The sequence below is a fragment of the Streptomyces sp. NPDC020192 genome (assembly GCF_044388685.1).
GTDB lineage: Bacteria > Actinomycetota > Actinomycetes > Streptomycetales > Streptomycetaceae > Streptomyces.
In genome coordinates, this window is sequence record NZ_JBIRXG010000007.1 from 19,083 (window position 1) to 40,228 (window position 21,146).

At 70.7% G+C, this 21,146-nt stretch carries 17 protein-coding genes; 10 read left to right on the plus strand and 7 right to left on the minus strand.

What is annotated here, in order from left to right:
* Positions 1-50 precede the first annotated feature (50 nt).
* From ACH47Z_RS15495 to ACH47Z_RS15505, 3 genes are all read left to right on the plus strand, one after another.
* Positions 51-1,436: a class II fumarate hydratase gene (locus ACH47Z_RS15495; protein ID WP_399073765.1), complete on the plus strand. Its 1,386-nt coding sequence runs from the start codon at positions 51-53 to the stop codon at positions 1,434-1,436.
* Positions 1,437-1,520: 84 nt separating this feature from the next.
* Complete coding sequence (locus ACH47Z_RS15500) at positions 1,521-2,210, plus strand: DUF402 domain-containing protein (RefSeq protein ID WP_399073766.1); 690 nt, start codon at positions 1,521-1,523, stop codon at positions 2,208-2,210.
* A gap of 259 nt (positions 2,211-2,469) precedes the next feature.
* Positions 2,470-4,641: a SpoIIE family protein phosphatase gene (locus tag ACH47Z_RS15505; protein ID WP_399073767.1), complete on the plus strand. Its 2,172-nt coding sequence runs from the start codon at positions 2,470-2,472 to the stop codon at positions 4,639-4,641.
* Positions 4,642-4,702: 61 nt separating this feature from the next.
* On the opposite strand, the gene ACH47Z_RS15510 is transcribed toward ACH47Z_RS15505, so the two are convergent.
* Positions 4,703-7,090, minus strand: coding sequence for a transglycosylase domain-containing protein (locus tag ACH47Z_RS15510; RefSeq protein WP_399073768.1), 2,388 nt, complete (start codon positions 7,088-7,090; stop codon positions 4,703-4,705).
* Between the two features lie 238 nt (positions 7,091-7,328).
* On the opposite strand from ACH47Z_RS15510, the gene ACH47Z_RS15515 reads away from it, so the two are divergent.
* The 5 genes from ACH47Z_RS15515 to ACH47Z_RS15535 all read left to right on the plus strand — a co-directional run bounded on the left by ACH47Z_RS15515 (position 7,329) and on the right by ACH47Z_RS15535 (position 12,155).
* Positions 7,329-8,258 (plus strand): SPFH domain-containing protein, encoded by a 930-nt coding sequence (locus tag ACH47Z_RS15515; protein WP_399073769.1) that lies wholly within the window; start codon positions 7,329-7,331, stop codon positions 8,256-8,258.
* Positions 8,204-8,491 carry a hypothetical protein gene (locus ACH47Z_RS15520; protein WP_399073770.1) on the plus strand — a complete coding sequence of 96 codons (288 nt, stop codon included), beginning with the start codon at positions 8,204-8,206 and terminating at the stop codon, positions 8,489-8,491. Before ACH47Z_RS15515 ends, ACH47Z_RS15520 begins: the two co-directional genes overlap by 55 nt.
* Positions 8,492-8,596: 105 nt before the next feature.
* Positions 8,597-9,121 (plus strand): PadR family transcriptional regulator, encoded by a 525-nt coding sequence (locus tag ACH47Z_RS15525; RefSeq protein ID WP_399073771.1) that lies wholly within the window; start codon positions 8,597-8,599, stop codon positions 9,119-9,121.
* Positions 9,118-9,816 (plus strand): ABC transporter ATP-binding protein, encoded by a 699-nt coding sequence (locus ACH47Z_RS15530; protein ID WP_399073772.1) that lies wholly within the window; start codon positions 9,118-9,120, stop codon positions 9,814-9,816. Before ACH47Z_RS15525 ends, ACH47Z_RS15530 begins: the two co-directional genes overlap by 4 nt.
* Positions 9,813-12,155, plus strand: a complete 2,343-nt coding sequence (locus ACH47Z_RS15535; RefSeq protein ID WP_399073773.1) for an ABC transporter permease — start codon at positions 9,813-9,815, stop codon at positions 12,153-12,155. Before ACH47Z_RS15530 ends, ACH47Z_RS15535 begins: the two co-directional genes overlap by 4 nt.
* A gap of 113 nt (positions 12,156-12,268) precedes the next feature.
* Here the strand turns inward: ACH47Z_RS15535 and ACH47Z_RS15540 are convergent, their stop codons facing one another.
* Positions 12,269-13,222, minus strand: coding sequence for a hydrogen peroxide-inducible genes activator (locus ACH47Z_RS15540; protein WP_399073774.1), 954 nt, complete (start codon positions 13,220-13,222; stop codon positions 12,269-12,271).
* 135 nt (positions 13,223-13,357) lie between these two features.
* Here ACH47Z_RS15540 and ACH47Z_RS15545 point away from each other — a divergent pair, with 135 nt between their 5' ends.
* Together ACH47Z_RS15545 and ACH47Z_RS15550 are read left to right on the plus strand one after the other, a co-directional pair.
* Complete coding sequence (locus tag ACH47Z_RS15545; RefSeq protein ID WP_399073775.1) at positions 13,358-13,912, plus strand: peroxiredoxin; 555 nt, start codon at positions 13,358-13,360, stop codon at positions 13,910-13,912.
* Positions 13,913-13,915: 3 nt separating this feature from the next.
* Complete coding sequence (locus ACH47Z_RS15550; RefSeq protein WP_399073776.1) at positions 13,916-14,449, plus strand: alkyl hydroperoxide reductase; 534 nt, start codon at positions 13,916-13,918, stop codon at positions 14,447-14,449.
* A 21-nt stretch (positions 14,450-14,470) separates the two neighbouring features.
* Here the strand turns inward: ACH47Z_RS15550 and ACH47Z_RS15555 are convergent, their stop codons facing one another.
* The 5 genes from ACH47Z_RS15555 to ACH47Z_RS15575 all read right to left on the minus strand — a co-directional run bounded on the left by ACH47Z_RS15555 (position 14,471) and on the right by ACH47Z_RS15575 (position 21,108).
* Positions 14,471-15,859, minus strand: a complete 1,389-nt coding sequence (locus ACH47Z_RS15555) for an AI-2E family transporter (protein WP_399073777.1) — start codon at positions 15,857-15,859, stop codon at positions 14,471-14,473.
* Between the two features lie 139 nt (positions 15,860-15,998).
* Positions 15,999-16,697: a transglycosylase SLT domain-containing protein gene (locus ACH47Z_RS15560; RefSeq protein WP_399073778.1), complete on the minus strand. Its 699-nt coding sequence runs from the start codon at positions 16,695-16,697 to the stop codon at positions 15,999-16,001.
* A gap of 398 nt (positions 16,698-17,095) precedes the next feature.
* A complete protein-coding gene (locus ACH47Z_RS15565) occupies positions 17,096-18,421 on the minus strand; it encodes a PhoH family protein (RefSeq protein ID WP_399073779.1) in 1,326 nt (441 codons plus the stop codon).
* 381 nt (positions 18,422-18,802) lie between these two features.
* The gene (locus ACH47Z_RS15570; protein ID WP_399073780.1) at positions 18,803-19,576 is read right to left on the minus strand and encodes an isoprenyl transferase; all 774 of its coding nucleotides are present in this window, start codon (positions 19,574-19,576) and stop codon (positions 18,803-18,805) included.
* A 728-nt stretch (positions 19,577-20,304) separates the two neighbouring features.
* Positions 20,305-21,108, minus strand: coding sequence for a methyltransferase domain-containing protein (locus ACH47Z_RS15575; protein WP_399073781.1), 804 nt, complete (start codon positions 21,106-21,108; stop codon positions 20,305-20,307).
* Positions 21,109-21,146: the final 38 nt, after the last annotated feature.

Here is a 21,146-nt window from a genome sequence, read left to right on the forward strand (position 1 = left end):
CCCGGACCAACCCCCGGAACAACGCCACCCCCTCGACCGCTATACCCGGCATGAGCGAATACCGCATCGAGCACGACTCCATGGGCGAGGTCCGGGTCCCGGCGCAGGCCAAGTGGCGGGCGCAGACGCAGCGGGCCGTCGAGAACTTCCCGATCTCCGGACAGCGCATCGAGCGCGCCCACATCGAGGCGCTCGCCCGGATCAAGGGCGCCGCCGCGAAGGTGAACGCGCGGCTCGGGGTGCTCGACAAGGACATCGCCGAGGCCGTTCAGGAGGCGGCTGTCGAGGTCGCCCGCGGGGACTGGGACGAGCACTTCCCCATCGACGTGTTCCAGACCGGTTCCGGCACCTCGTCCAACATGAACACCAACGAGGTCATCGCGACGCTGGCCAGTGAGCGGCTCGGGCGGGATGTGCATCCGAACGACCACGTCAACGCCTCGCAGTCGTCCAATGACGTGTTCCCGTCCTCCATCCACATCGCCGCCACCGCCGCCGTCACCCACGATCTGATCCCGGCCCTCACCCACCTCGCCGACTCCCTCACCCGTAAGTCCGAGGAGTTCGCCGACGTGGTGAAGTCGGGCCGGACACATCTCATGGACGCCACGCCGGTGACCCTGGGCCAGGAGTTCGGCGGGTACGCCGCCCAGGTGCGCTACGGCGTCGAGCGGCTCACCGCCTCCCTGCCCCGCCTCGCCGAGCTGCCGCTGGGCGGGACGGCCGTGGGGACGGGCATCAACACGCCGGCCGGGTTCTCCGCCGCCGTCATCCAGGAGGTCGCCCTCGCCACCGGGCTGCCGCTCACCGAGGCCCGGGACCACTTCGAGGCGCAGGGTGCCCGGGACGGGATCGTGGAGACCAGCGGGCAGCTGAGGACCATCGCGGTCGGGCTCACCAAGATCGCCAACGATCTGCGCTGGATGGCGTCGGGGCCGCGGACCGGGCTCGCCGAGATCCGGCTGCCGGACCTGCAGCCCGGGTCGTCCATCATGCCGGGCAAGGTCAACCCGGTCGTCCCGGAGGCCGTGCTGATGGTCGCCGCCCAGGTGATCGGCAACGACGCCACCATCGCCACCGCCGGAGCCGCCGGGAACTTCGAGCTGAACGTGATGCTCCCGGTCATCGCCAGGAACGTGCTGGAGTCGATCCGGCTGCTCGCCAACGTGTCGCGGCTGCTCGCCGACCGGACCGTCGACGGCATCACCGCCGACCGGGAGCGGGCCCGTGAGTACGCCGAGTCGTCCCCGTCCGTGGTCACCCCGCTCAACAAGTACATCGGCTACGAGGAGGCCGCGAAGGTCGCCAAGAAGTCCCTCGCCGAGCGGAAGACCATCCGGGAGGTCGTCCTCGAGAACGGGTACGTCGAGCGCGGCGATCTGACGGTCGAGCAGCTCGACGAGGCGCTGGATGTCCTCAGGATGACGCGGCCGTAACCGCGAGCGAACCTTTACGGTCACCGGCGCGGAACCGTGACATGCACCGCAGCGTCGTGTGCCTACGGCACCTAATATCTGTCCATGACGGACGGCGGAGCGATGACACGCACGGCAGCGGGAGCTGCGAGGTACTGGTCCCCCGGGAGCCGGATCCTGTGGCGCTACCGGGAGAACGCCGGCGAGCACTTCCACATCGCCCGGCCCGTCACCGTCGTACGCGACGACACGGAGCTGCTCGCCGTGTGGCTGGCCCCCGGCACCGAGTGCATGAAGCCGGCGCTGGCCGACGGCACGCCGGTGCATCTGGAGCCGCTCCAGTCCCGCTACACCAAGCCGCGCACGGTGCAGCGGGACCACTGGTTCGGCACCGGTGTGCTGAAGCTCGCCCAGCCCGGCCGGCCCTGGTCGGTGTGGCTGTTCTGGGAGCCGGGCTGGCGGTTCAAGAACTGGTACGTCAATCTGGAGCAGCCGCTGGCCCGTTGGGCGGGCGGGGTGGACTCCGAGGACTACTTCCTGGACATCTCCGTGCACCCGGACCGCAGCTGGCACTGGCGCGACGAGGACGAGTTCGCGCAGGCCCAGCGGGACGGGCTGATGGACGCGTCGACCGCCGAACGGGTACGGGCGGCGGGTGAGGACGCCGTCGAGGTGATCGAGGCCTGGGGGGCTCCGTTCTCGGAGGGCTGGCAGCACTGGCGCCCGGATCCGTCCTGGGCGGTACCTTCTCTCCCCGAGGACTGGGACCGTACGACCGCGCACGTGTCCTCATGAGACCCTTGATGCGCCCCCGGGCAGGAAACGTAGGATCGTCCTCCGCAAGAGCGCACACAAGCAACTCCCGGAGCATGCGCCGGGTCTGACCGATCGTCACCGAGGGGCGGCACGACGTGAGCGAGGGGCACCAGGGCACAGGAACCACCTCTGACCACGCGGGAATTCCGTTCCTGGGGCACGCATTGCGGGTATCGGGACTTCTGCGGGAGCAACTGCGCGCCCGGCGCGCAGTGCCGTACGGATGGATGCGACACGCGTGACGGAGCAGCCCACCTCCTTCGAGCGCCCTCAGGGCGCCGACCCCGCGGAGGCCCGCGGGGCGGTCCTGCATACCCCGAAAGCGCCCGGCAGCTCCGGCTTACCGGTGCAGGCCCGGGCCGACGGAACGCCGTCCGGACCGGGCACGGCGACACCCTGTGGTCAGGGACAGGACGGCAAGGGGACGCAGCCCCCGGTCGGCAAGGGGAAGGAGCCCCCAGTCAACGGCCCCGAGCACTCCCAGCCCGCCGCCGCCGACGAGGCCGTGGGGGCATCTCCCGCGCATGGGGGTCCCCCTGCGCGAGCGAAGCCGAGCGTGGGGGAACACCGCCCGCGTCCCGCGCCGGAGGGCATTCCGCCCCAGCCCGGTGCCGAGCAGGAGCGGACGCCGGGCGGCCAGGACCGCCGTACCGGACGCGGACTGCCGCCGGGCCGGCCGATGCCGATGCGGCGCGACGGGGACCGGCTGAGGTTCGTGGGCGCGGCCACCCGGCGCATCGCGCGCGGCCTCGATCTGGACGAGATCGTGATGGGCCTGTGCCGGGCGACCGTGCCGACGTTCTCGGACGCGATCCTGGTCTATCTGCGCGACCCGCTGCCGGTCGGCGACGAGCGGCCCACCGGTCCGGTGGTGCTGCGGCTGCGCCGGACCGACCGGATACCGGAGGAGCGGGACACCGACGGGGTGCTGCTGCCGCCGGCCTTCGACCCGGAGCCGGAGCCGAGCGCGCTGACCGAGCTGTCCTCGCTCACCACCGAGCTCGCCGAGGTGCGCCCCGGCGGCGCGCTGAACGAGGTGCTGCGCGGGGTGCGCCCGGTGTTCGCCGACGCGCCCGCCGCCCGGGCCGCCCTGCCCGAACTGCTCGGCGACGGCAGCGAGGCGCTCGTACCGTCCGGGCAGCACGCGATCCTCGCCCCGCTGCGCGGCCGGCGCCGGGTGATCGGCGCGGCCCTGTTCCTGCGCCGCCCGGAGCGGCTCGCGTTCGAGGCGGACGATCTGCTGGTCGCCGCCCAGCTGGCCACGCACAGCGCGCTCGGCATCGACAAGGCGGTGCTGTACGGCCGCGAGGCCTACATCGCCGACGAGCTGCAGCGCACCATGCTGCCCGAGACCCTGCCCCGCCCGACCGGGGTGCGGCTGGCCTCGCGCTATCTGCCGGCCGCCGAGACCGCGCGGGTGGGCGGCGACTGGTACGACGCGATCCCGCTGCCCGGCAGCCGGGTCGCGCTGGTCGTCGGTGACGTCATGGGCCACTCCATGACCTCGGCGGCGATCATGGGCCAGCTGCGTACGACCGCGCAGACCCTGGCCAACCTGGACCTGCCCCCGCAGGAGGTGCTGCACCACCTGGACGAGCAGGCGCAGCGGCTCGGCACCGACCGCATGGCGACCTGTCTGTACGCCGTCTACGACCCGGTCACGCATCGCATCACCATCGCCAACGCCGGTCATCCGCCGCCCGTGCTGCTGCACCTGGGCGGCCGGGCCGAGGTGCTGCGGGTGCCGCCCGGCGCGCCGATCGGCGTCGGCGGGGTGGACTTCGAGGCGGTCGAGCTGGACGCGCCCGCCGGGGCCACGCTGCTGCTCTACACCGACGGTCTGGTGGAGTCCCGGCTGCGGGACGTGTGGACCGGGATAGAACAGCTGCGGGAGAAGCTCGCGGCGACCGCCCGGCTGACCGGCCCCGACCATCCGCCGCCGCTGGAAGCCCTGTGCGACGAGGTGCTGGACATGCTCGGGCCGGGTGACCGGGACGACGACATCGCGTTGCTCGCGGCCCGCTTCGACGGGATCGCGCCGAGCGATGTCGCGTACTGGCGGCTGGACCCGGAGGAGACGGCTCCCGGCCAGGCCCGCCGGCTGGCCCGCCGCGCGCTCGCCCGCTGGGACCTGGAGGACCTGACGGACGCGGTGGAGCTGCTGGTCAGCGAGGTCGTGACGAACGCCGTACGGTACGCGTCCAGCCCGGTGACGCTCCGGCTCCTGCGCACCGACGTGCTGCGCTGCGAGGTCGGCGACGACGTCCCGCAGCTGCCGCGGCTGCGCCAGGCCCGGGCCGACGACGAGGGCGGGCGCGGCCTCGTCCTGGTCAACAAGCTGGCCCGGCGCTGGGGCGCGACCCGGCTGAGCAACGGCAAGGTGGTGTGGTTCGAGCTGAACCGGGCCTGAGAGAGCCGTACATGTGTGAAGGGCGCCCGGGGAGTCCCGGGCGCCCTTCACGTGTGCGCTCCTACTGGCCGAAGTTCTGGCCGTCGCCCGGATTGAGCGGGTTGCCCGTGACGGGGTCCGTCGGCGGCTGCGTCGTCGGCGGCTGTGTGGGAGGCGTGGACGTCGGCGGCTGTGTGGGAGGCGTGGACGTCGGCGGCTTGCTGGTCGGCGGCTTCGACGGGGGCGTGGACGTCGGCGGCTTGCTGGTCGGCGGCTTCGACGGCGTGTTGGACGCCGTGGCGGGGGTCGACGGCGTGTCGGACGGCTGGACGGCCGCGCCCTGCGTGGTGTCCAGGTCGAACTTGGTGACGTCGCCCATCGCCCCGAAGGTGTACGCGGCCCATATCAGCGCCGGATAGCTGCCGCCGTTGATACGCCCGCCGCCCTTGGTGATGAGGCCCGTGGCGCCTGTCAGCGGAACCTGCGCGTGGGACTTGGCGGACTCGCCGAACAGGCCGACCGAGGTGACCAGGCCGGGCGTGTAGCCGGTGAACCAGGCCGACTTGTTGTTGTCGGACGTACCCGTCTTGCCGGCGACCTGCTGGCCGTTACGCGCCGGGTTGCTCGCCACCGACTGGTTGGCCGTACCGTCGTCGACCACGCCGGTGAGCACGGAGGTGACCGTGTCGGCGGCGGTCCGGCTGACCACCTGGTCGCCGATCGGGTCCGGGAGGTTGACGGTGCGGTCCTTGTGCTCGGCCGACTTGATGATCGCCGGGGTGACCTTCTTGCCGTGGTTGTCGAGGGTCGCGTACATGCCGGCCATCTCCATCGGGCTCGCGCCCATGGAACCCAGCGTCTGCGCGGGGACCGCCTCCATGCCCTTGGTGTCCATGCCGAGCGCCTTGGCCGTGGTCATGACCTTGTTCATGCCCACGTCGACGCCCATCTGCGCGAAGACGGAGTTGACGGACTGGTTCATCGCCGTCTGGACGGTGATGTTGCCGTAGTCGTGGTTGTCCTCGTTCGGCGGGCCGAAGCCGACCTTGGCGCCGTTGTCCACGACCTGGCGGCCGCTCGTGCCGTCGTAGATCGTGCTCGCGCCGATCGCCCGGCCGTCCTGCGTCTTGGCGCCCTCGTCCACGGCGGCGGCCAGGATCACCGGCTTGAAGGTGGAGGCGGGCTGGTAGTCGCGGCGGGTCGCGTTGTTGGTGAAGTGCTTGAAGTAGTCCACGCCGCCGTACATGGCGAGGACCCTGCCCGTCTTCGGGTCGACGGACACGGCACCGGGCTGGACGTCGCCGTCGACGGAACGCTTCTTCGCGTTCAGCTTGCTGGTCAGCTGCTCCGTGACGGCCTGCTCCAGCTGACGCTGCTTCTTCTTGTCGATGTTGAGCGTGATGGTCCAGCCGCCCTTTTTCACCAGCGCCTCGGCGTCATTGAGGGTGGCGGCGTCGCCCTGGGCGACGAGCTGCTTGTACAGGGCCGAGTTGGCCGCGTCCACCAGGTAGCCGGTCTGCCCCTTCATACCGGGCGCCGCCTTGGGCGCCTTGGGGATCTCGAACTTCATGGCCTGGCGCTTGCCCGCGTCCAGCCAGTGCTGCTTGACCATGTTGTCCAGCACGTAGTTCCAGCGGGCCTGCGCCAGCTTCTTGCCCGTGTCGGTCGCGATGCCCCAGTCGTACTGGTTCGGCGCCTGGAGCAGCGCGGCGAGGTAGGCGCCCTCCTCGACCGTGAGGTTCTTGGCGTCCTTGCGGTAGTAGGCCTGGGCCGCGGCCTGGATGCCGTAGGCGCCGCGGCCGTAGTAGCTGGTGTTGATGTAGCCCGCGAGGATGTAGTCCTTGGACTTCTGGCGGTCCAGCTTCAGCGAGATGACCAGTTCCTTCAGCTTGCGCGTGGGGGTCTGGGTCTGGTCCAGGTAGTAGTTCTTGACGTACTGCTGGGTGATGGTCGAACCGCCCTGTGTGCCGCGCCCCATGGCGGTGTTGAGCAGACCGCGGGCCATGCCTCTCAGGTCGATGCCGCCGTCCTGGTAGAAGGTCTTGTTCTCGGCCGCGACGAAGGTGCGCTGGACGTCCTTGGGGACCTCGGCGAGGTCGACGCTCTCCCGGTTGAGTTCGCCGGTGCGGGCGAGGAGCGTGCCGTCGCTGTACCTGTAGATGTTGCTCTGCAACTGGGCGGCCGCGTTCCCCGCCGGGATGTTGATCGTCATGTACAGCGCGATGAACGCGCCCACGACGAGCAGGCAGAGGCCGAAGAAGGTCCCGAGCATCTTCTTCCAGGTGAAGAGCCGGCGTATTCGGCCCTTGGGCGGCTTGGCGGCCTTGCCGGCGGCCCTGCGGCCCGGGGCGGGCCCGGCGCTGCCGCCGGGTGCGGGAGCGGCACCGCCCTCGGGGGCGGAGCGGCGGCGCTTGGGTGCCGCGCGGTGTCCGCCGCGCTGTCGCGCTCGTCTCTCTTCCGCTCGTCCCATGGGTCCCTACGCTCCACATCCGTCTCGGGGTCAGCTCCGAAAACTAACACCCGCCTATATGACAAAGGGCGTCCGATCCGCTCTTTTACGGACGTGACAATCAGCACCTGCCCCAAGGGAACCGACGGTTCTGGAGGCCGGAGGGTTGCTTCGGGACTGCCCCGGGTTGCTTCGGATCAGAAAAGTGTTATCACTTAGATAGACCGAAGTGAGCAGTACCAGAAACGGGGGATCACCCATGACCACCACCGACGCCACACCCGACGTACCCGAGATGCCCGCGCCCCGCGTACGGGAGTTCACCGCGCCCAGCATCGGCGGCGGGCTCGCCCTGCTGCTCGGCCTGGTCGGGCTCGGCGCGACCGTCGCGCTGCTCGCCACCGCCGCGGCCGTCTCCGCCGCCGGCGCCAAGGCCGGACTGATCGTCGCCGGGATCGTCGTCTTCCTCGCCGCGGTCATCTCGCTGCGCGGGCTGAACACGGTCGCCCCCGGCGAGGCCCGGGTGGTCCAGCTCTTCGGGCGCTACCGGGGCACGATCCGCCAGGACGGCCTGCGCTGGGTGAACCCCTTCACCTCGCGGACCCGGATCTCCACCCGGGTGCGCAACCACGAGACCGCCGTACTGAAGGTGAACGACGCCTACGGCAACCCGATCGAGCTGGCCGCGGTCGTGGTCTGGAAGGTCCAGGACACCGCGCGGGCCACCTTCGAGGTGGACGACTTCGCCGAGTTCGTCGCCACGCAGACCGAGACCGCCGTGCGGCACATCGCGATCGAGTACCCCTACGACGCCCATGACGAGGGCGGCCTGTCGCTGCGCGGCAACGCCGAGGAGATCACCGAGAAGCTGGCCGTCGAGCTGCAGGCGCGGGTGGAGGCGGCCGGAGTACGGATCGTCGAGTCGCGCTTCACCCATCTCGCGTACGCCCCCGAGATCGCCTCGGCGATGCTCCAGCGGCAGCAGGCCGGGGCGGTCGTGGCGGCCCGGCGGCAGATCGTGGACGGCGCGGTCGGCATGGTCGAGGCGGCGCTCGGCCGGATCGCGGAGGCGGACATCGTGGTACTGGACGAGGAGCGGAAGGCGGCGATGGTGTCCAACCTGATGGTCGTGCTGTGCGGCGACCGGGCCCCGCAGCCGGTACTGAACACAGGGACCCTCTACCAGTGACGGACTCCCCCGAAGGGACTCCCCGGCGGCGGCCGCAGCAGCGCAAGCAGGTGCTGCTGCGGCTCGACCCGTCGGTCTACGACGCACTGGCCCGCTGGGCCGGGGACGAGCTGCGCTCGGCCAACGCGCAGATCGAGTTCCTGCTGCGGAAGGCGCTGGCGGAGGCGGGCCGGCTGCCGAAGGAGGCGGGACCGCTGCCGCGCAGGGGCCGGCCGCCTGTTTCGGAACCGTGACAATCGGCTCCGACCTGCACCGCCGTACACCCTCCTCACGACCGGCCATGATCTACACACTCCGCGTATACACCTCACGTATACACCGTGTGTAGAGTCATCTGCATGTCCATCGGTCACACCCTTCTAGGGCTCCTGGAGTCCGGCCCGCGCCACGGTTACGACCTCAAGCGGGCCTTCGACGAGAAGTTCGGTCACGACCGGCCGCTGCACTACGGCCAGGTCTACTCCACGATGTCCCGACTGCTGAAGCACGGCCTCGTGGAAGTCGACGGGATCGAGGCGGGCGACGGCCCGGAGCGCAAGCGGTACGCCATCACCGACGCCGGCATCACTGACGTCGACCGCTGGCTCGGCACCCCGGAGAAGCCCGAGGAGTACCTGCAGTCGACCCTGTACACCAAGGTCGTCCTCGCCCTCCTCACCCACCGCGACGCGGCCGTCATCCTCGACGCCCAGCGCTCCGAGCACCTGCGCAGCATGCGGATCCTGACCGACCGCAAACGCAAGGGCGACCTCGCGGACCAGCTGATCTGCGACCACGCGCTGTTCCACCTGGAGGCCGACCTGCGCTGGCTGGAACTGACCGCCGCGCGCCTCGACAAGCTCCGCGAGGCGGTGGCCGCATGACCAGCGTTCCTCCTCCCCCCGGCTCCCTGCTCGCCGCCGAGAACCTGCGCAAGGCCTACGGCCCCACGGTCGCGCTCGACGGTGCCGGGTTCTCCATCCACCCCGGCGAGGTCGTCGCCGTCATGGGCCCCTCCGGCTCCGGCAAGTCGACACTGCTGCACTGCCTGGCGGGCATCGTCCCGCCGGACTCCGGGTCCATCACCTACGCCGGCCGTGAACTGGCCGGCATGAGCGACGCCGAGCGCAGCGCCCTGCGACGCTCCGAGTTCGGGTTCGTCTTCCAGTTCGGCCAGCTGGTGCCCGAGTTGACCTGCGTGGAGAACGTGGCCCTCCCGCTCCGGCTGAACGGCACCTCCCGCAAGCAGGCCGAACAGGCCGCGCTCAGCTGGATGGAGCGCCTGGAGGTCGACGACCTCAAGGGCAAGCGGCCCGGCGAGGTCTCCGGTGGCCAGGGGCAGCGCGTCGCGGTGGCGCGGGCCCTGGTCACCGCGCCCCGGGTGGTCTTCGCCGACGAGCCGACCGGCGCGCTCGACTCCCTCAACGGCGAGCGCGTGATGGAGCTGCTGACCGACGCGGCCCGCTCGTCCAACGCGGCCGTCGTCCTCGTCACGCACGAGGCCCGGGTGGCCGCCTACTCCGACCGGGAGATCGTCGTACGCGACGGGAAGTCGCGGGACATGGAGCGGATCGTATGAAAGTCCGGCAGTGGGCCAGAGACCTCGGCCTCGGGGTCCGGTTCGCCTTCACCGGCGGGCGCGAGGGCTGGATCCGGGTCCTGCTGACGGCGGTCGGAGTCGGTCTCGGCGTGGCGCTGCTGCTGCTGACGACCGCGATCCCGAACGCGCTCGCGGTACGGGACCAGCGCAACCAGGACCGTCTGGACTACACCTACGGCTCGCACCGGCCGAAGGCCGCGAACACCCTGCTGATCTCCGACGCCGACACGACGTACCACGGCAAGGACGTCCGCGGCCGGCTGGTGGAGCCCGAGGGGCCCAAGGCGCCGGTCGCACCGGGCCTGACGGCATACCCGGCGCCGGGCGACATGCTCGTCTCCCCCGCGCTGAAGAACCTGCTCGGCTCCGCGGACGGCACGGTGCTGCGCGCGCGGCTGCCGTACCGGATCGTCGGGACGATCGGCGAGCCCGGGCTCGTCGGCTCCCACGAACTCGCCTACTACGCCGGGGCGAAGGGCCTGGCCCCGCGCATCGACGGCTGGCGCACGGCCCGGATCACCCACTTCGGGCCGCCGCAGGCGCGCCCGGCGCAGAAGGCGGACCCGGTCCTGATCCTGCTGGTGCTGGTCGTCTTCGTGGTGCTGCTCATGCCGGTCGCCGTGTTCATCGCCGCGGCCGTACGGTTCGGCGGCGAACGACGCGACCGCAGGCTGGCCGCGCTGCGGCTGGTGGGCTCAGACAGCCGGATGACCCGGCGGATCGCGGCGGGCGAGGCGCTCGCCGGATCGCTGGTCGGGCTGGTCTTCGGCACCGTGTTCTTCCTGCTCGGCCGCCGGCTCGCGGGCTCGGTCGAGGTCGTGGGCGTCAGCGTGTTCCCGAGCTACCTCGACCCCTCCCCCACACTGGCCGCCCTGGTCGCGGTCGCCGTACCGGCGGCGGCGGTGCTGGTCACGCTGTTCGCGCTGCGCGGGGTGGTCATCGAGCCGCTGGGCGTGGTCCGTACGGCCAGACCGGCGCGCCGCCGGCTGTGGTGGCGGCTGCTGCTGCCGCTGGGCGGCCTCGCCTGCCTCGCCCCGATGATCGGCCAGGGCCGCTCGAACGGCGAGTTCAACCAGTACCTGGTGATCGGCGGCGTCCTGCTGCTGCTCGCCGGCATCACCGCGCTGCTGCCGTGGATCGTCGAAGCGGTGGTGGCCCGGCTGAACCAGGGCGGCGTGGCCTGGCAACTGGCGGTACGACGGCTGCAGTTGAGCAGCGGTTCGGCGGCCCGCATGGTGAACGGCATCGCGGTCGCGGTGGCCGGGGCGATCGCGCTCCAGATGCTGTTCGCGGGCGTCCAGGGCGACTACACCAAGCAGACCGGGAAGGACACCAACCGCATTCAGATGCAGATCAACCTGTCCCGGGGCCTCCCCTTCGGGCAGGCCGCCGAGACGTTCGCCGCGACGAAGGGCGTACGCAAGGCCACCGCGCTAGGCAGCACCACCCTGGGCGACCGGCGCTGGACCCCTGGTGACGGGCCGGACAACACGGTGGACGTCACCGTGGGCACCTGCGCCTCCCTGCGCGAGCTGGCCCGGCTGACCTCCTGCCGCGACGGGGACATGTTCGCGGTGAAGGGCGGCGAGGAGGACTCCGAGGTGGACAGCCTCGCCCGGCCGGGCCGCGCCCTCCACGTCAACACCAGCGACGGCCTGGGCGCGGGCCCGGACGTCGTCTGGACCGTGCCGGGCAACCTGAAGCCGGCCCGCGCGATCACCGGCCCGAACGGGGTCAAGGAGAGCGCGGTGCTGATGACACCGGCCGCCGTGCCCGGCCGGATGGACAGCGCGCTCTCCGGAACGGTGTACCTCAGGCTCGACGAGTCGGTGCCGGACGTGCACGAGTACGTCCGCAACACTGCCGCGCGGCTCGACCCGCTGGCGGACGCGCTGGTGTGGTCGTCCACCGAGCAGTCGGTGAAGTTCACCTCCATCCGCACCGGCCTGTTCGTCGGCGCCATCTGCGTCCTGGCACTCATCGGCGCGAGCCTGCTGGTCTCCCAGCTGGAGCAGCTGCGCGACCGGCGCAAGCTCCTGTCGTCGCTGGTCGCCTTCGGCACCCGGCGGCGCACCCTGGGCCTGTCGGTCCTGTGGCAGACGACGATCCCGATCGCCCTCGGCCTGCTCCTCGCCTCGGCCGTGGGGCTGACGCTGGGCACGGTCCTGCTGAAGATGGTCGGCGCGACGGTGGGCGTGGACTGGCCGAGCGTGCTGGCGATGACGGGCGCGGGCGCCGTGGTGGTCCTGACGGTGACGTTGCTCAGCCTGCCGCCGTTGCTCCGGCTGATGCGGCCGGACGGGCTGCGCACGGAGTAGCCCCGCCGGCCCCGCACCCCGAACAACGACTGGCAGTGCTGGTACCGATCCCCTCCGTATGACCGAATTCCCCGCGGGCCCCGGGCCGACGGGGAACTCGGCCCGCCCGTCCCCTAGGCCCGCTCGTCCAGCACCCGCACGGGCAGCGCTCGCAGGGCCTCGCGGAGGGCGGCGGCCAGCTCCTCGTACTCCGCGGAACGCGCCGCCCCCACCCGCATCGCGAAGGCGACCCGGCGGCTGGGGGCGGGCTCGGCGAAGGACCCGGTGAGGAGCTGGCTGCTGCGGGTGGTCTCCAGCTTGAGCGCCGTACGCGGCAGCAGCGTGCACCCGAGACCTCCCGCCACCAGCTGGACCAGCGTCGACAGGCCGGCCGCCGTCGTCGTGACCGGAGCGTCCTCGCGCCCCGCCTCGCGGCAGATGTCGAGGGCCTGGTCGCGCAGGCAGTGGCCCTCGTCCAGGAGCAGCAGGTTCAGCTCCTTCAGCGCCTCGCGCGGGATGCCCTCGCGGCCGCCGAGCCAGTGGTCGAGCGGGGTGACGAGCACGAAGTCCTCGTCGAAGAGGGGGAGTTCGGCGACGCCGGGGACGCCGAGCGGGACCGCCAGCAACAACAGGTCCAGCCGGCCGGAGTTGAGGCCCTCCAGCAGGCTGGCGGTCTGCTCCTCGTGGACCTGGAGGTCGAGCTGGGGGTAGCGGTCGTGCACGAGTCGCAGCACGGTCGGCAGGAGGTACGGCGCCACGGTGGGGATGACACCGAGGCGCAGGGCGCCCGTGAACGGCGCCCGGACCGCCTCGGCCTCCTCCAGCAGCGCGCCGACCGCCTCCAGCACCGCCTTCGCCCGCACCGCGAGCCGCTCGCCGGCGGGCGAGAGCAGCACCTTGCGCGTCGTACGCTCGAGGAGGGTCACCCCGAGGGCCTCTTCCAGCGCCGAGACGGCGCCGGACAGCGCGGGCTGGCTCATCCCGATCACGGCGGCCGCGTCCCGGAAGTGCAGATGCTCGGCGACGGCGGCGAAGGCACGCAGCTGTGCGAGGCTCGGTTGCTTCCGCCTGCCGTTACTGATGGTCACTGATAACTACCTCCGATCAACCCGACCGAGTGTAGCTATTTCACTGATCAATGCACCTTGTGCCACCATCAGCGGAGTCCAACCCACACGGGAAAGGCCCTCAAAAGGGGCGTTTCTTCGCTGCAAGGAGAGCGTGTGCTCACTGTCGGTGACAAGTTCCCCGAGTTCGAACTGACCGCCTGCGTCTCGCTGGAGAAGGGCAAGGAGTTCGAGCAGATCCACCACAAGTCCTACGAGGGCAAGTGGCTGGTCGTCTTCGCGTGGCCGAAGGACTTCACCTTCGTCTGCCCGACCGAGATCGCCGCGTTCGGGAAGCTGAACGACGAGTTCGCCGACCGCGACGCCCAGATCCTCGGCTTCTCCGGTGACTCCGAGTTCGTCCACCACGCCTGGCGCAAGGACCACCCGGACCTGACCGACCTGCCGTTCCCGATGATGGCCGACTCCAGGCACGAGCTGATGCGCGACCTCGGCATCGAGGGCGAGGACGGCTTCGCGCAGCGCGCCGTCTTCATCGTCGACCCGAACCGCGAGATCCAGTTCACGATGGTGACCGCCGGTTCCGTGGGCCGTAACCCCAAGGAGGTCCTGCGGGTCCTGGACGCCCTGCAGACCGACGAGCTGTGCCCCTGCAACTGGAACAAGGGCGAGAACACCCTGGACCCGGTCGCGCTGCTGGCCGGTGAGTGACCCATGTCGCTCGACTCGCTGAAGTCCCGCGTCCCGGACTACGCCAAGGACCTGAAGCTCAACCTGGGCTCGGTCATCGGCAACTCCGACCTGCCCGCGCAAGCGCTGTGGGGCACGGTGCTGGCGACCGCCATCGCCTCCCGGTCCCCGATCGTGCTGCGTGAGCTGGAGCCGGAGGCGAAGGCGAACCTGACGCCGGAGGCGTACACGGCCGCCAAGGCGGCCGCCGCCGTCATGGCGATGAACAACGTCTTCTACCGGACGCGTCACCTGCTGTCCGACCACGAGTACGGCACCCTGCGCGCGGGCCTGCGGATGAACGTCATCGGCAACCCGGGCGTGGACAAGACCGACTTCGAGCTGTGGTCGTTCGCCGTCTCCGCGATCAACGGCTGTGGCATGTGCCTGGACTCGCACGAGCAGGTGCTGCGCAAGGCCGGTGTGGAGCGCGACGTGATCCAGGAGGCGTTCAAGATCGCCTCGGTGGTCCAGGCCGTCGGCGTCACGCTGGAGGCCGAGGCCGTCCTGGCCGAGTAGGCCGTGCCGCGAAGGCCCCGTTCACTCCGCGTGGACGGGGTCTTCCGCGTTCTCCGCCACGGGCTCCGGCTCGACAGCGGCAGCCTGTTCCCGCTGCTGTTGCTGGAGCTCCAGCGAGTACTGCCGCAGATATCCGACCACCGTGTTCGTCACCGCCACCAGCGGTACGGCCACCACCGCGCCGCCGATGCCGGCCACCATGCCGCCGGCCGCCACGGTGAGGACGACCGCGAGCGGGTGGACGCGGACCGCGCGGCCGAGGATGAACGGCTGCAGGATGTGGCCCTCTATCTGCTGGACGGCGAGGACGACCACGAGGGTCATGACGGCCGTGAAGACGCCCTGGGTGACCAGGGCCACGATCACCGCGAGCGCGCCGGAGGCGACCGCGCCGACGAGCGGGATGAACGAGAACAGGAAGATGAAGACGGCCAGCGGGACGGCCATCGGCACGTCGAGGAAGTAGATGCCGATGCCGATGAAGGTGGCGTCGATGAGGGCGACCAGGACCGTGCCGCGCACGTAGGCGGTCAGGGTGCGCCAGGCACGCGGACCGGCCCCGGCCACGCCCGGGCGGGCGGCGGCGGGCACCAGCTTCAGGAACCACTCCCAGATGCGCTTGCCGTCGTAGAGCAGGAACAGCGTCGAGAAGAACACCAGCAGAATGCCGGTCAGGGTCTCGACGATGACCTGGACGCCCTCCAGGCCGAAGGAGGTTATCTGGTCGGCGTTGGCGCCGATCGCCTCGCGGAGGTTCTTGGCGATCTGGTTGATCTGCTTGTCGGTGACGTGGAAGGGGCTCTTCAGCAGCCAGTTGCGCAGGTCGTCGATGCCGTGCTGGATCTGGTTGGAGAGCGTGTCGATGTTCTCCATGACCTGCCAGGTCACGAACCAGCCCATCAGGCCTATGACGACGAAGCCGCTGATGGCGGTGAGCGCGGTGGCGATGCCGCGCGGCACCCCGCGGCGGGTGAGCCGGGCGACGGTCGGCTGGAGCAGCGCGGTGACGAGCAGGGCGATGACGAAGGCGAAGACCACCAGCTGGACCGAGCTGATGACCTTCATCAGGACCCAGACGGTCCCGGCGAGCACCAGCAGCCTCCACCCCGCCTCGGCGGCGACGCGCACGCCCCAGGGCACGGCCTGGGCCGGGTCGGGGCGGGGTCCGGCCGGCGGCGCGGGCTGGGGGGCGGGGGGCGGAGCGTCAACCACCGGAGCCACGGGAGCCACCGGGGCAGCCGGAGCGGCCGGGGCGGCGGGCGTTGGGGCCGGGCCGGGTCGATCGGGCGCGGAGAGCGGGGGGTTCGGGTCGGTCTCCTGCTCGACCTCCGCGCGGCGCTCGTCCAGGCGCTCGCTCATCTCGGTGAGACCGGCACCGAGCTTGCCGAGCCACCCTGGCACTCGCGACATGATCCGCCCTCTTCCCCCGCGTCCCCGCGTGCTCGCCACCTCTCCTCCCCCAGGAGATATCCGGATACGACCGTACAGGGCGAAAGCCCCTCCCCTAAGGACGGGGAGGGGCTTCGTCAGGTTGAGAGCGCGGCCGGTCTCAGTAGTTGCCGTTCGCCTGCCAGTACGTCCAGGCGTCACACGGGCTGCCGTACCGCTCGTTCATGTACTGCAGGCCCCACTTGATCTGGGTGGCCGGGTTGGTCCGCCAGTCGGCGCCCGCGGACGCCATCTTGCCGGCGGGCAGCGCCTGTACGAGGCCGTAGGCGCCGGAGGAGGCGTTGACCGCCTGGTAGTTCCAGGTGGACTCGCGCGTCACGATGTTGCTGAAGCACTGGTACTGGCCGGACGGCACGATCTGCCGTGCGATGGCCTGGACCTGCGCCACCGTGTACGACGACTGCACGGGGAAGATGCCGTCGCTGCCGTCGGAGCTGCGGCTGGCCGCCGACTTCGCCTCGGCGCGCTGCTTGGCCTCGTCCGCCGCCTTCTGAGCGGCCGCCTTCTTGGCGTACGCGGTATCGGCGGCAGCCTTGCGGGCCGCTGCCTCGGCGTCCTTCTTGGCGCTCGCGTCCGCGGCGATGGCCTGGGCGTCGGCCTGCTGCGTCAGGGACGCGGACTGGACCTGGGCCTGCTGACCCGCGGGTATGTCCGCGAGGAGCGTGGTGTCGGCAGCCGTCGCCTCGGCGTCGTTGTTGTTCTGCGCGACGCTGCCCGAGGCAACTCCGACGACGCTTCCGACGGCGGTGACCGCGGTGGCCGAGACCACTGCGAATCCCCGGACCGAAATCCGGCTCACTCGGTTTCCTTCCAGCATCGCCCGCTTCGGTGACCCTGGCGGACGCAATCGTGCCCCTGGCACTGGCCTCCCAACTGCGGGGTCACGGGAGGCACGGGCCCGGTGGGCATCTCCCCTCGGGGAGCGCCGCGTGGTGCTCGGGCGGCATACGACGAACTCTATGGAGTTGGTGGTGCTTCTGGGGCGCCGTACCGCTGGGGGTACAGCTGTGTCGTATGCGGGGCCTGACAGGAACGAGACTCTGCCGTAATACAACGCCGCGTGGCAATTCCGAGTTGCGTGTGAAAGCTCACATCCCGTTTGCCCCCGGGGATTTACGGAAAGCTCCACACACCGAGGCGCCGCCCGGCTAGGCTCTTGGCCTTTGCCGGACGGCGCCAACTGTCGGACGGGACGGGTCAGATGTGGCCGTCCTCCAGCATTTCGGTCACAAGGGCGGCGATCTGGGACCTCTCGGACCGCGTCAGGGTGACGTGGGCGAAGAGCGGGTGCCCCTTCAGCTTCTCCACGACGGCGACGACACCGTCGTAGCGGCCGACCCGCAGATTGTCCCTTTGCGCCACATCATGGGTCAGAACGACCCGTGAATTGGCGCCGATCCGGGACAGAACGGTCAGCAGGACGTTCCGTTCGAGCGACTGCGCCTCGTCCACGATCACGAACGCGTCGTGGAGGGAGCGCCCCCGGATGTGGGTCAGGGGCAGCACCTCGAGCATCCCGCGCGCGGTGACCTCCTCGATGACGTCGCGGCTGGTGACCGCCGACAGCGTGTCGAAGACGGCCTGCGCCCACGGGCTCATCTTCTCCGCCTCGGAGCCCGGCAGATAGCCCAACTCCTGCCCGCCGACCGCGTACAGCGGCCGGAAGACCATCACCTTCTGGTGCTGGCGGCGCTCCAGGACCGCCTCCAGGCCCGCGCACAACGCCAGCGCCGACTTGCCGGTGCCGGCCCGGCCGCCCATCGAGACGATCCCGACGTCCGGGTCGAGCAGCAGGTCGAGCGCGATGCGCTGCTCGGCGCTGCGGCCCTTGATGCCGAACGCCTCCCGGTCGCCGCGCACGAGGCGGATGTTGCCCTCGGCGGTGATCCGGCCGAGCGCCTTGCCGCGCTCGGACTGGATGGTCAGTCCCGTGTGCACGGGGAGACCGGAGGCCTCCGGGACGTACACGTGCCCTTCCTCGAACAGGATGTCCACCTGCTCGCCGGGGAGGGTCAGTTCGGACATTCCGGTCCAGCCAGAGTTCTCCGTGATGGCGAGTTCGGCCCGGTACTCCTCGGCGAGGAGGCCCACGGACGAGGCCTTGATCCTGAGCGGGAGGTCCTTCGACACGACGGTGACGTCGTACCCCTCGGCCTGCAGATTGCGGGCCACCGCGAGGATGCGGGAGTCGTTGTCCCCCAGGCGGTAGCCGGTGGGCAGCACGCTGGGGTCCGAGTGATTGAGCTCGACACGGACGGTCCCGCCCAGCTCCCCGATCGGGATGGGGGCGTCGAGGCGACCGTTCTTCACCCGGTAGTCGTCCAGCAGGCGCAGGGCCTGGCGGGCGAAGTAGCCGAGTTCCGGATGGTGCCGCTTGGCCTCCAGCTCCGTGACCACGACGATCGGGAGCACGACCTCGTGCTCGTCGAAGCGGGTCAGGGCGTTCGGGTCGGCCAGCAGGACGCTGGTGTCGAGAACATAGGTGCGCCGGTCTGGCTTGTGGCGCTTTGTGCTGGTCACCACGGAAGGACGTACCCCCTCGGATGAGGTCGGGGAGCGACGAGGTGGAAGCAGGGCCGGGAGGGCGGGAATGACCGGGCCGATCGACGGCCCCCGCGCGCGGCGGGCCGAGGACCGGCCCTCCACGGCTGCTTCCGTGCGATGACCGCACGGTCGGGCTGGTGCAAAGGGCCTCCCGGGCGGACGGCCCCGTGCCGCCCGCTGAGATCCGACGCCCGTGGTTCGGGCGTCGACCTGACTGGCTTATGCCCTCGAACATGCGCCGCCATGCAAATGTGGCCAACAGCGCGCCGGTGAACACCTTGTGACGTCCGCGCGAACCGGCGCACACGACGACGCCCCGTCACCGGGTGGCGACGGGGCGTACGTCAGGACCGTGCGGGGTCAGCCGCCGAAGCGGCGGTGACGTGCGGCGTAGTCGCGCAGCGCGCGCAGGAAGTCGACCTTCCGGAACGCCGGCCAGAAGACCTCGCAGAAGTAGTACTCCGAGTGAGCGGTCTGCCAGAGCATGAATCCGGACAGCCGCTGTTCGCCGCTGGTGCGGATGACGAGGTCCGGGTCGGGCTGGTCGCTGGTGTAGAGATGACGGCCGATCATGTCGATGTCGACGGACTCGGCGAGCTCCAGCATCGGCACGCCCCGGTCGTACGCGTCGAACATCATGGAGCGCACGGCGTCGGCGATCTCCTGCCGGCCGCCGTAGCCGATGGCCACGTTGACGAGTATTCCGTCGATGTGGGCGGTGGCCTCCTCGGCCTCCTTCAGCGCGATCCGCATCTCGTGGGGCAGCAGATCGGGCGTGCCGACGTGGTGCACCCGCCAGCGGCCGTCGGCGGCGAGGGTACGGACGACGTCCTCGATGATGCCGAGCAGGGGGACGAGTTCCTCCTGCGGCCGGTCGAAGTTGTCCGTGGACAGCAGCCACAGGGTGACGACCTCGACGTCGGTCTCGGTGCACCAGCCGAGGAACTCCTCGATCTTCTCGGCGCCGACACGGTGACCGTGGACGGTGGTGGAGCCGGACGCCTTCGCCCAGCGGCGGTTGCCGTCCATGATGACGCCGATGTGCTTGGGCACCTGATCGTGGTCCAGGTGGCCTTCCACCCGGCGTGCGTAGAGCCTGACGAGCAGGCTGCGCAGGTTGTCGCGCAGGTTCACGTGGCCCTCCGGGGGTTGGCGGGGATGAGGGTGCCGGAGCCGTTGAGCCTACCGTTGCTCGAGGCTTGCTAGAGCCCGGGGTTTGGGGGATGGGGGTTCGTACGGATTCGTCGTCGGGTGCGGGCCGGTGGGGGCTTGTCGCGCCCACGCGGCGGAGCCGCAGATCGGATACGGCCCCGCGCCCCTACTGGTCGGGACGGTGGCCCTCTGCCGGGAGGTTCCGGAGGCCGGGCAGAAAAAACGGGCCGGTCCGTGGGGGGGGAGACGGACCGGCCCGAGGGGGGGTTTCCACCATAACCCTTCGTAAGGGTTCGTGGGTGCATCGGCGTGCCACAACTACTCTCCGGAATCGTCCGGCGACGCCCCGATGGTTGCGGAAGACTGGATTCGGGGGTGAATCCCGGCCAATTCACAGCGAAATCACAGGGAAAACCGGTCGGACACGAACGAATTCGAAAGGATCCGGAGGGTTTGCGCCATCTCGGTGACTCTTCGGCGACTTGTCCGGGCATCCCCCCGACGGGCTACCGGACCAGCGAACGGCGACTTGACGGTTCCGCCACCGGACTGCCGGGATGTCGAACGGGTTCACAGCACCGCGCAGCCCCCTCCACTGCGCGGTACTGGTCGCGCGGCTTTGCCTGCGCGAATCACCTTGGTCTGAACCTATGTGACGGGTGGGGCTGCTGTGAACCGCAGCGGATAACAATGTGGAAACCCCGGGCGAACTACAGGCGAAGTTCCGACGGGCGGGCCGGCTTGCGGGCGTCGAAGAGGTGCCGGGCGCTGTGGGCGACGAACGGGCCCTCCCGCTCGATCCGCGCGTGCAGCGCGCGGAGTTGGGGTTCGTACGCCTCCACGGTGAAGCCCGGGACCATCCACACCACCTTGCGCAGGAAATGAACGACGGCGGCGATGTCGTGGAACTCCATCCGCAGCCGCTCCGCCCGCAGCGCGACGATCTCCAGGCCCGCCGCCTCGGCGTCGGCCCGCTCGCGCCCGGGGTCCCGGCCGGCGCGCACCTCCGCCGGCAGCGGTCCGAGGAAGTGCTCGACGAGCTCGAAGACACTGGCCGGCCCGACATGCTGGGCGAAGTACGCCCCGCCGGGCCGCAGCACCCGCACGATCTCCTCCCAGTGCGGGCGCACCGGATGCCGGCTGAGCACCAGGTCGAAGGCCTCGTCGGCGAACGGCAGCGTCGCGTCGTCCGGGGCGGCTACGACCACGACACCGCGCGGCCGCAGCAGCGCGGTGGCCTTGACGGCGTTCGGTGGCCAGCCCTCCGTCGCGGCGATCAGCACCGGCCGGTCCGGCTCGGCCCGGCTCAGCGCGAAGTCCAGCACCTCACCGCCACCGGTCTGGATGTCGAGCGCGGCCTCCGCCCTGCCCAGCCGCTCCCCCGCCGACGCGGCGTACCCCCACGAGGGCCGCTCCTCGGTGGCCCGCCCCTCGAACCACGAGAAGTCCCACCCCTCGGTCGGTACGGTGGCCCCCTCGGCCACGAGGTCCTCGAAGGAAGGCTTCGCCGTCATGCCGTCATGATCGCAGTTCCGCTGTCGGCGGGGCCTGC

Coding starts and splice junctions, on each gene's coding strand:
- ACH47Z_RS15495 (WP_399073765.1), top strand. CDS start 51: ATGAGCGAATACCGCATCGAGCACGACTCCATGGGCGAGGTCCGGGTC.
- ACH47Z_RS15500 (WP_399073766.1), top strand. CDS start 1,521: ATGACGGACGGCGGAGCGATGACACGCACGGCAGCGGGAGCTGCGAGG.
- ACH47Z_RS15510 (WP_399073768.1), bottom strand. CDS start 7,090: ATGGGACGAGCGGAAGAGAGACGAGCGCGACAGCGCGGCGGACACCGC.
- ACH47Z_RS15515 (WP_399073769.1), top strand. CDS start 7,329: ATGACCACCACCGACGCCACACCCGACGTACCCGAGATGCCCGCGCCC.
- ACH47Z_RS15525 (WP_399073771.1), top strand. CDS start 8,597: ATGTCCATCGGTCACACCCTTCTAGGGCTCCTGGAGTCCGGCCCGCGC.
- ACH47Z_RS15530 (WP_399073772.1), top strand. CDS start 9,118: ATGACCAGCGTTCCTCCTCCCCCCGGCTCCCTGCTCGCCGCCGAGAAC.
- ACH47Z_RS15535 (WP_399073773.1), top strand. CDS start 9,813: ATGAAAGTCCGGCAGTGGGCCAGAGACCTCGGCCTCGGGGTCCGGTTC.
- ACH47Z_RS15550 (WP_399073776.1), top strand. CDS start 13,916: ATGTCGCTCGACTCGCTGAAGTCCCGCGTCCCGGACTACGCCAAGGAC.
- ACH47Z_RS15555 (WP_399073777.1), bottom strand. CDS start 15,859: ATGTCGCGAGTGCCAGGGTGGCTCGGCAAGCTCGGTGCCGGTCTCACC.
- ACH47Z_RS15575 (WP_399073781.1), bottom strand. CDS start 21,108: ATGACGGCGAAGCCTTCCTTCGAGGACCTCGTGGCCGAGGGGGCCACC.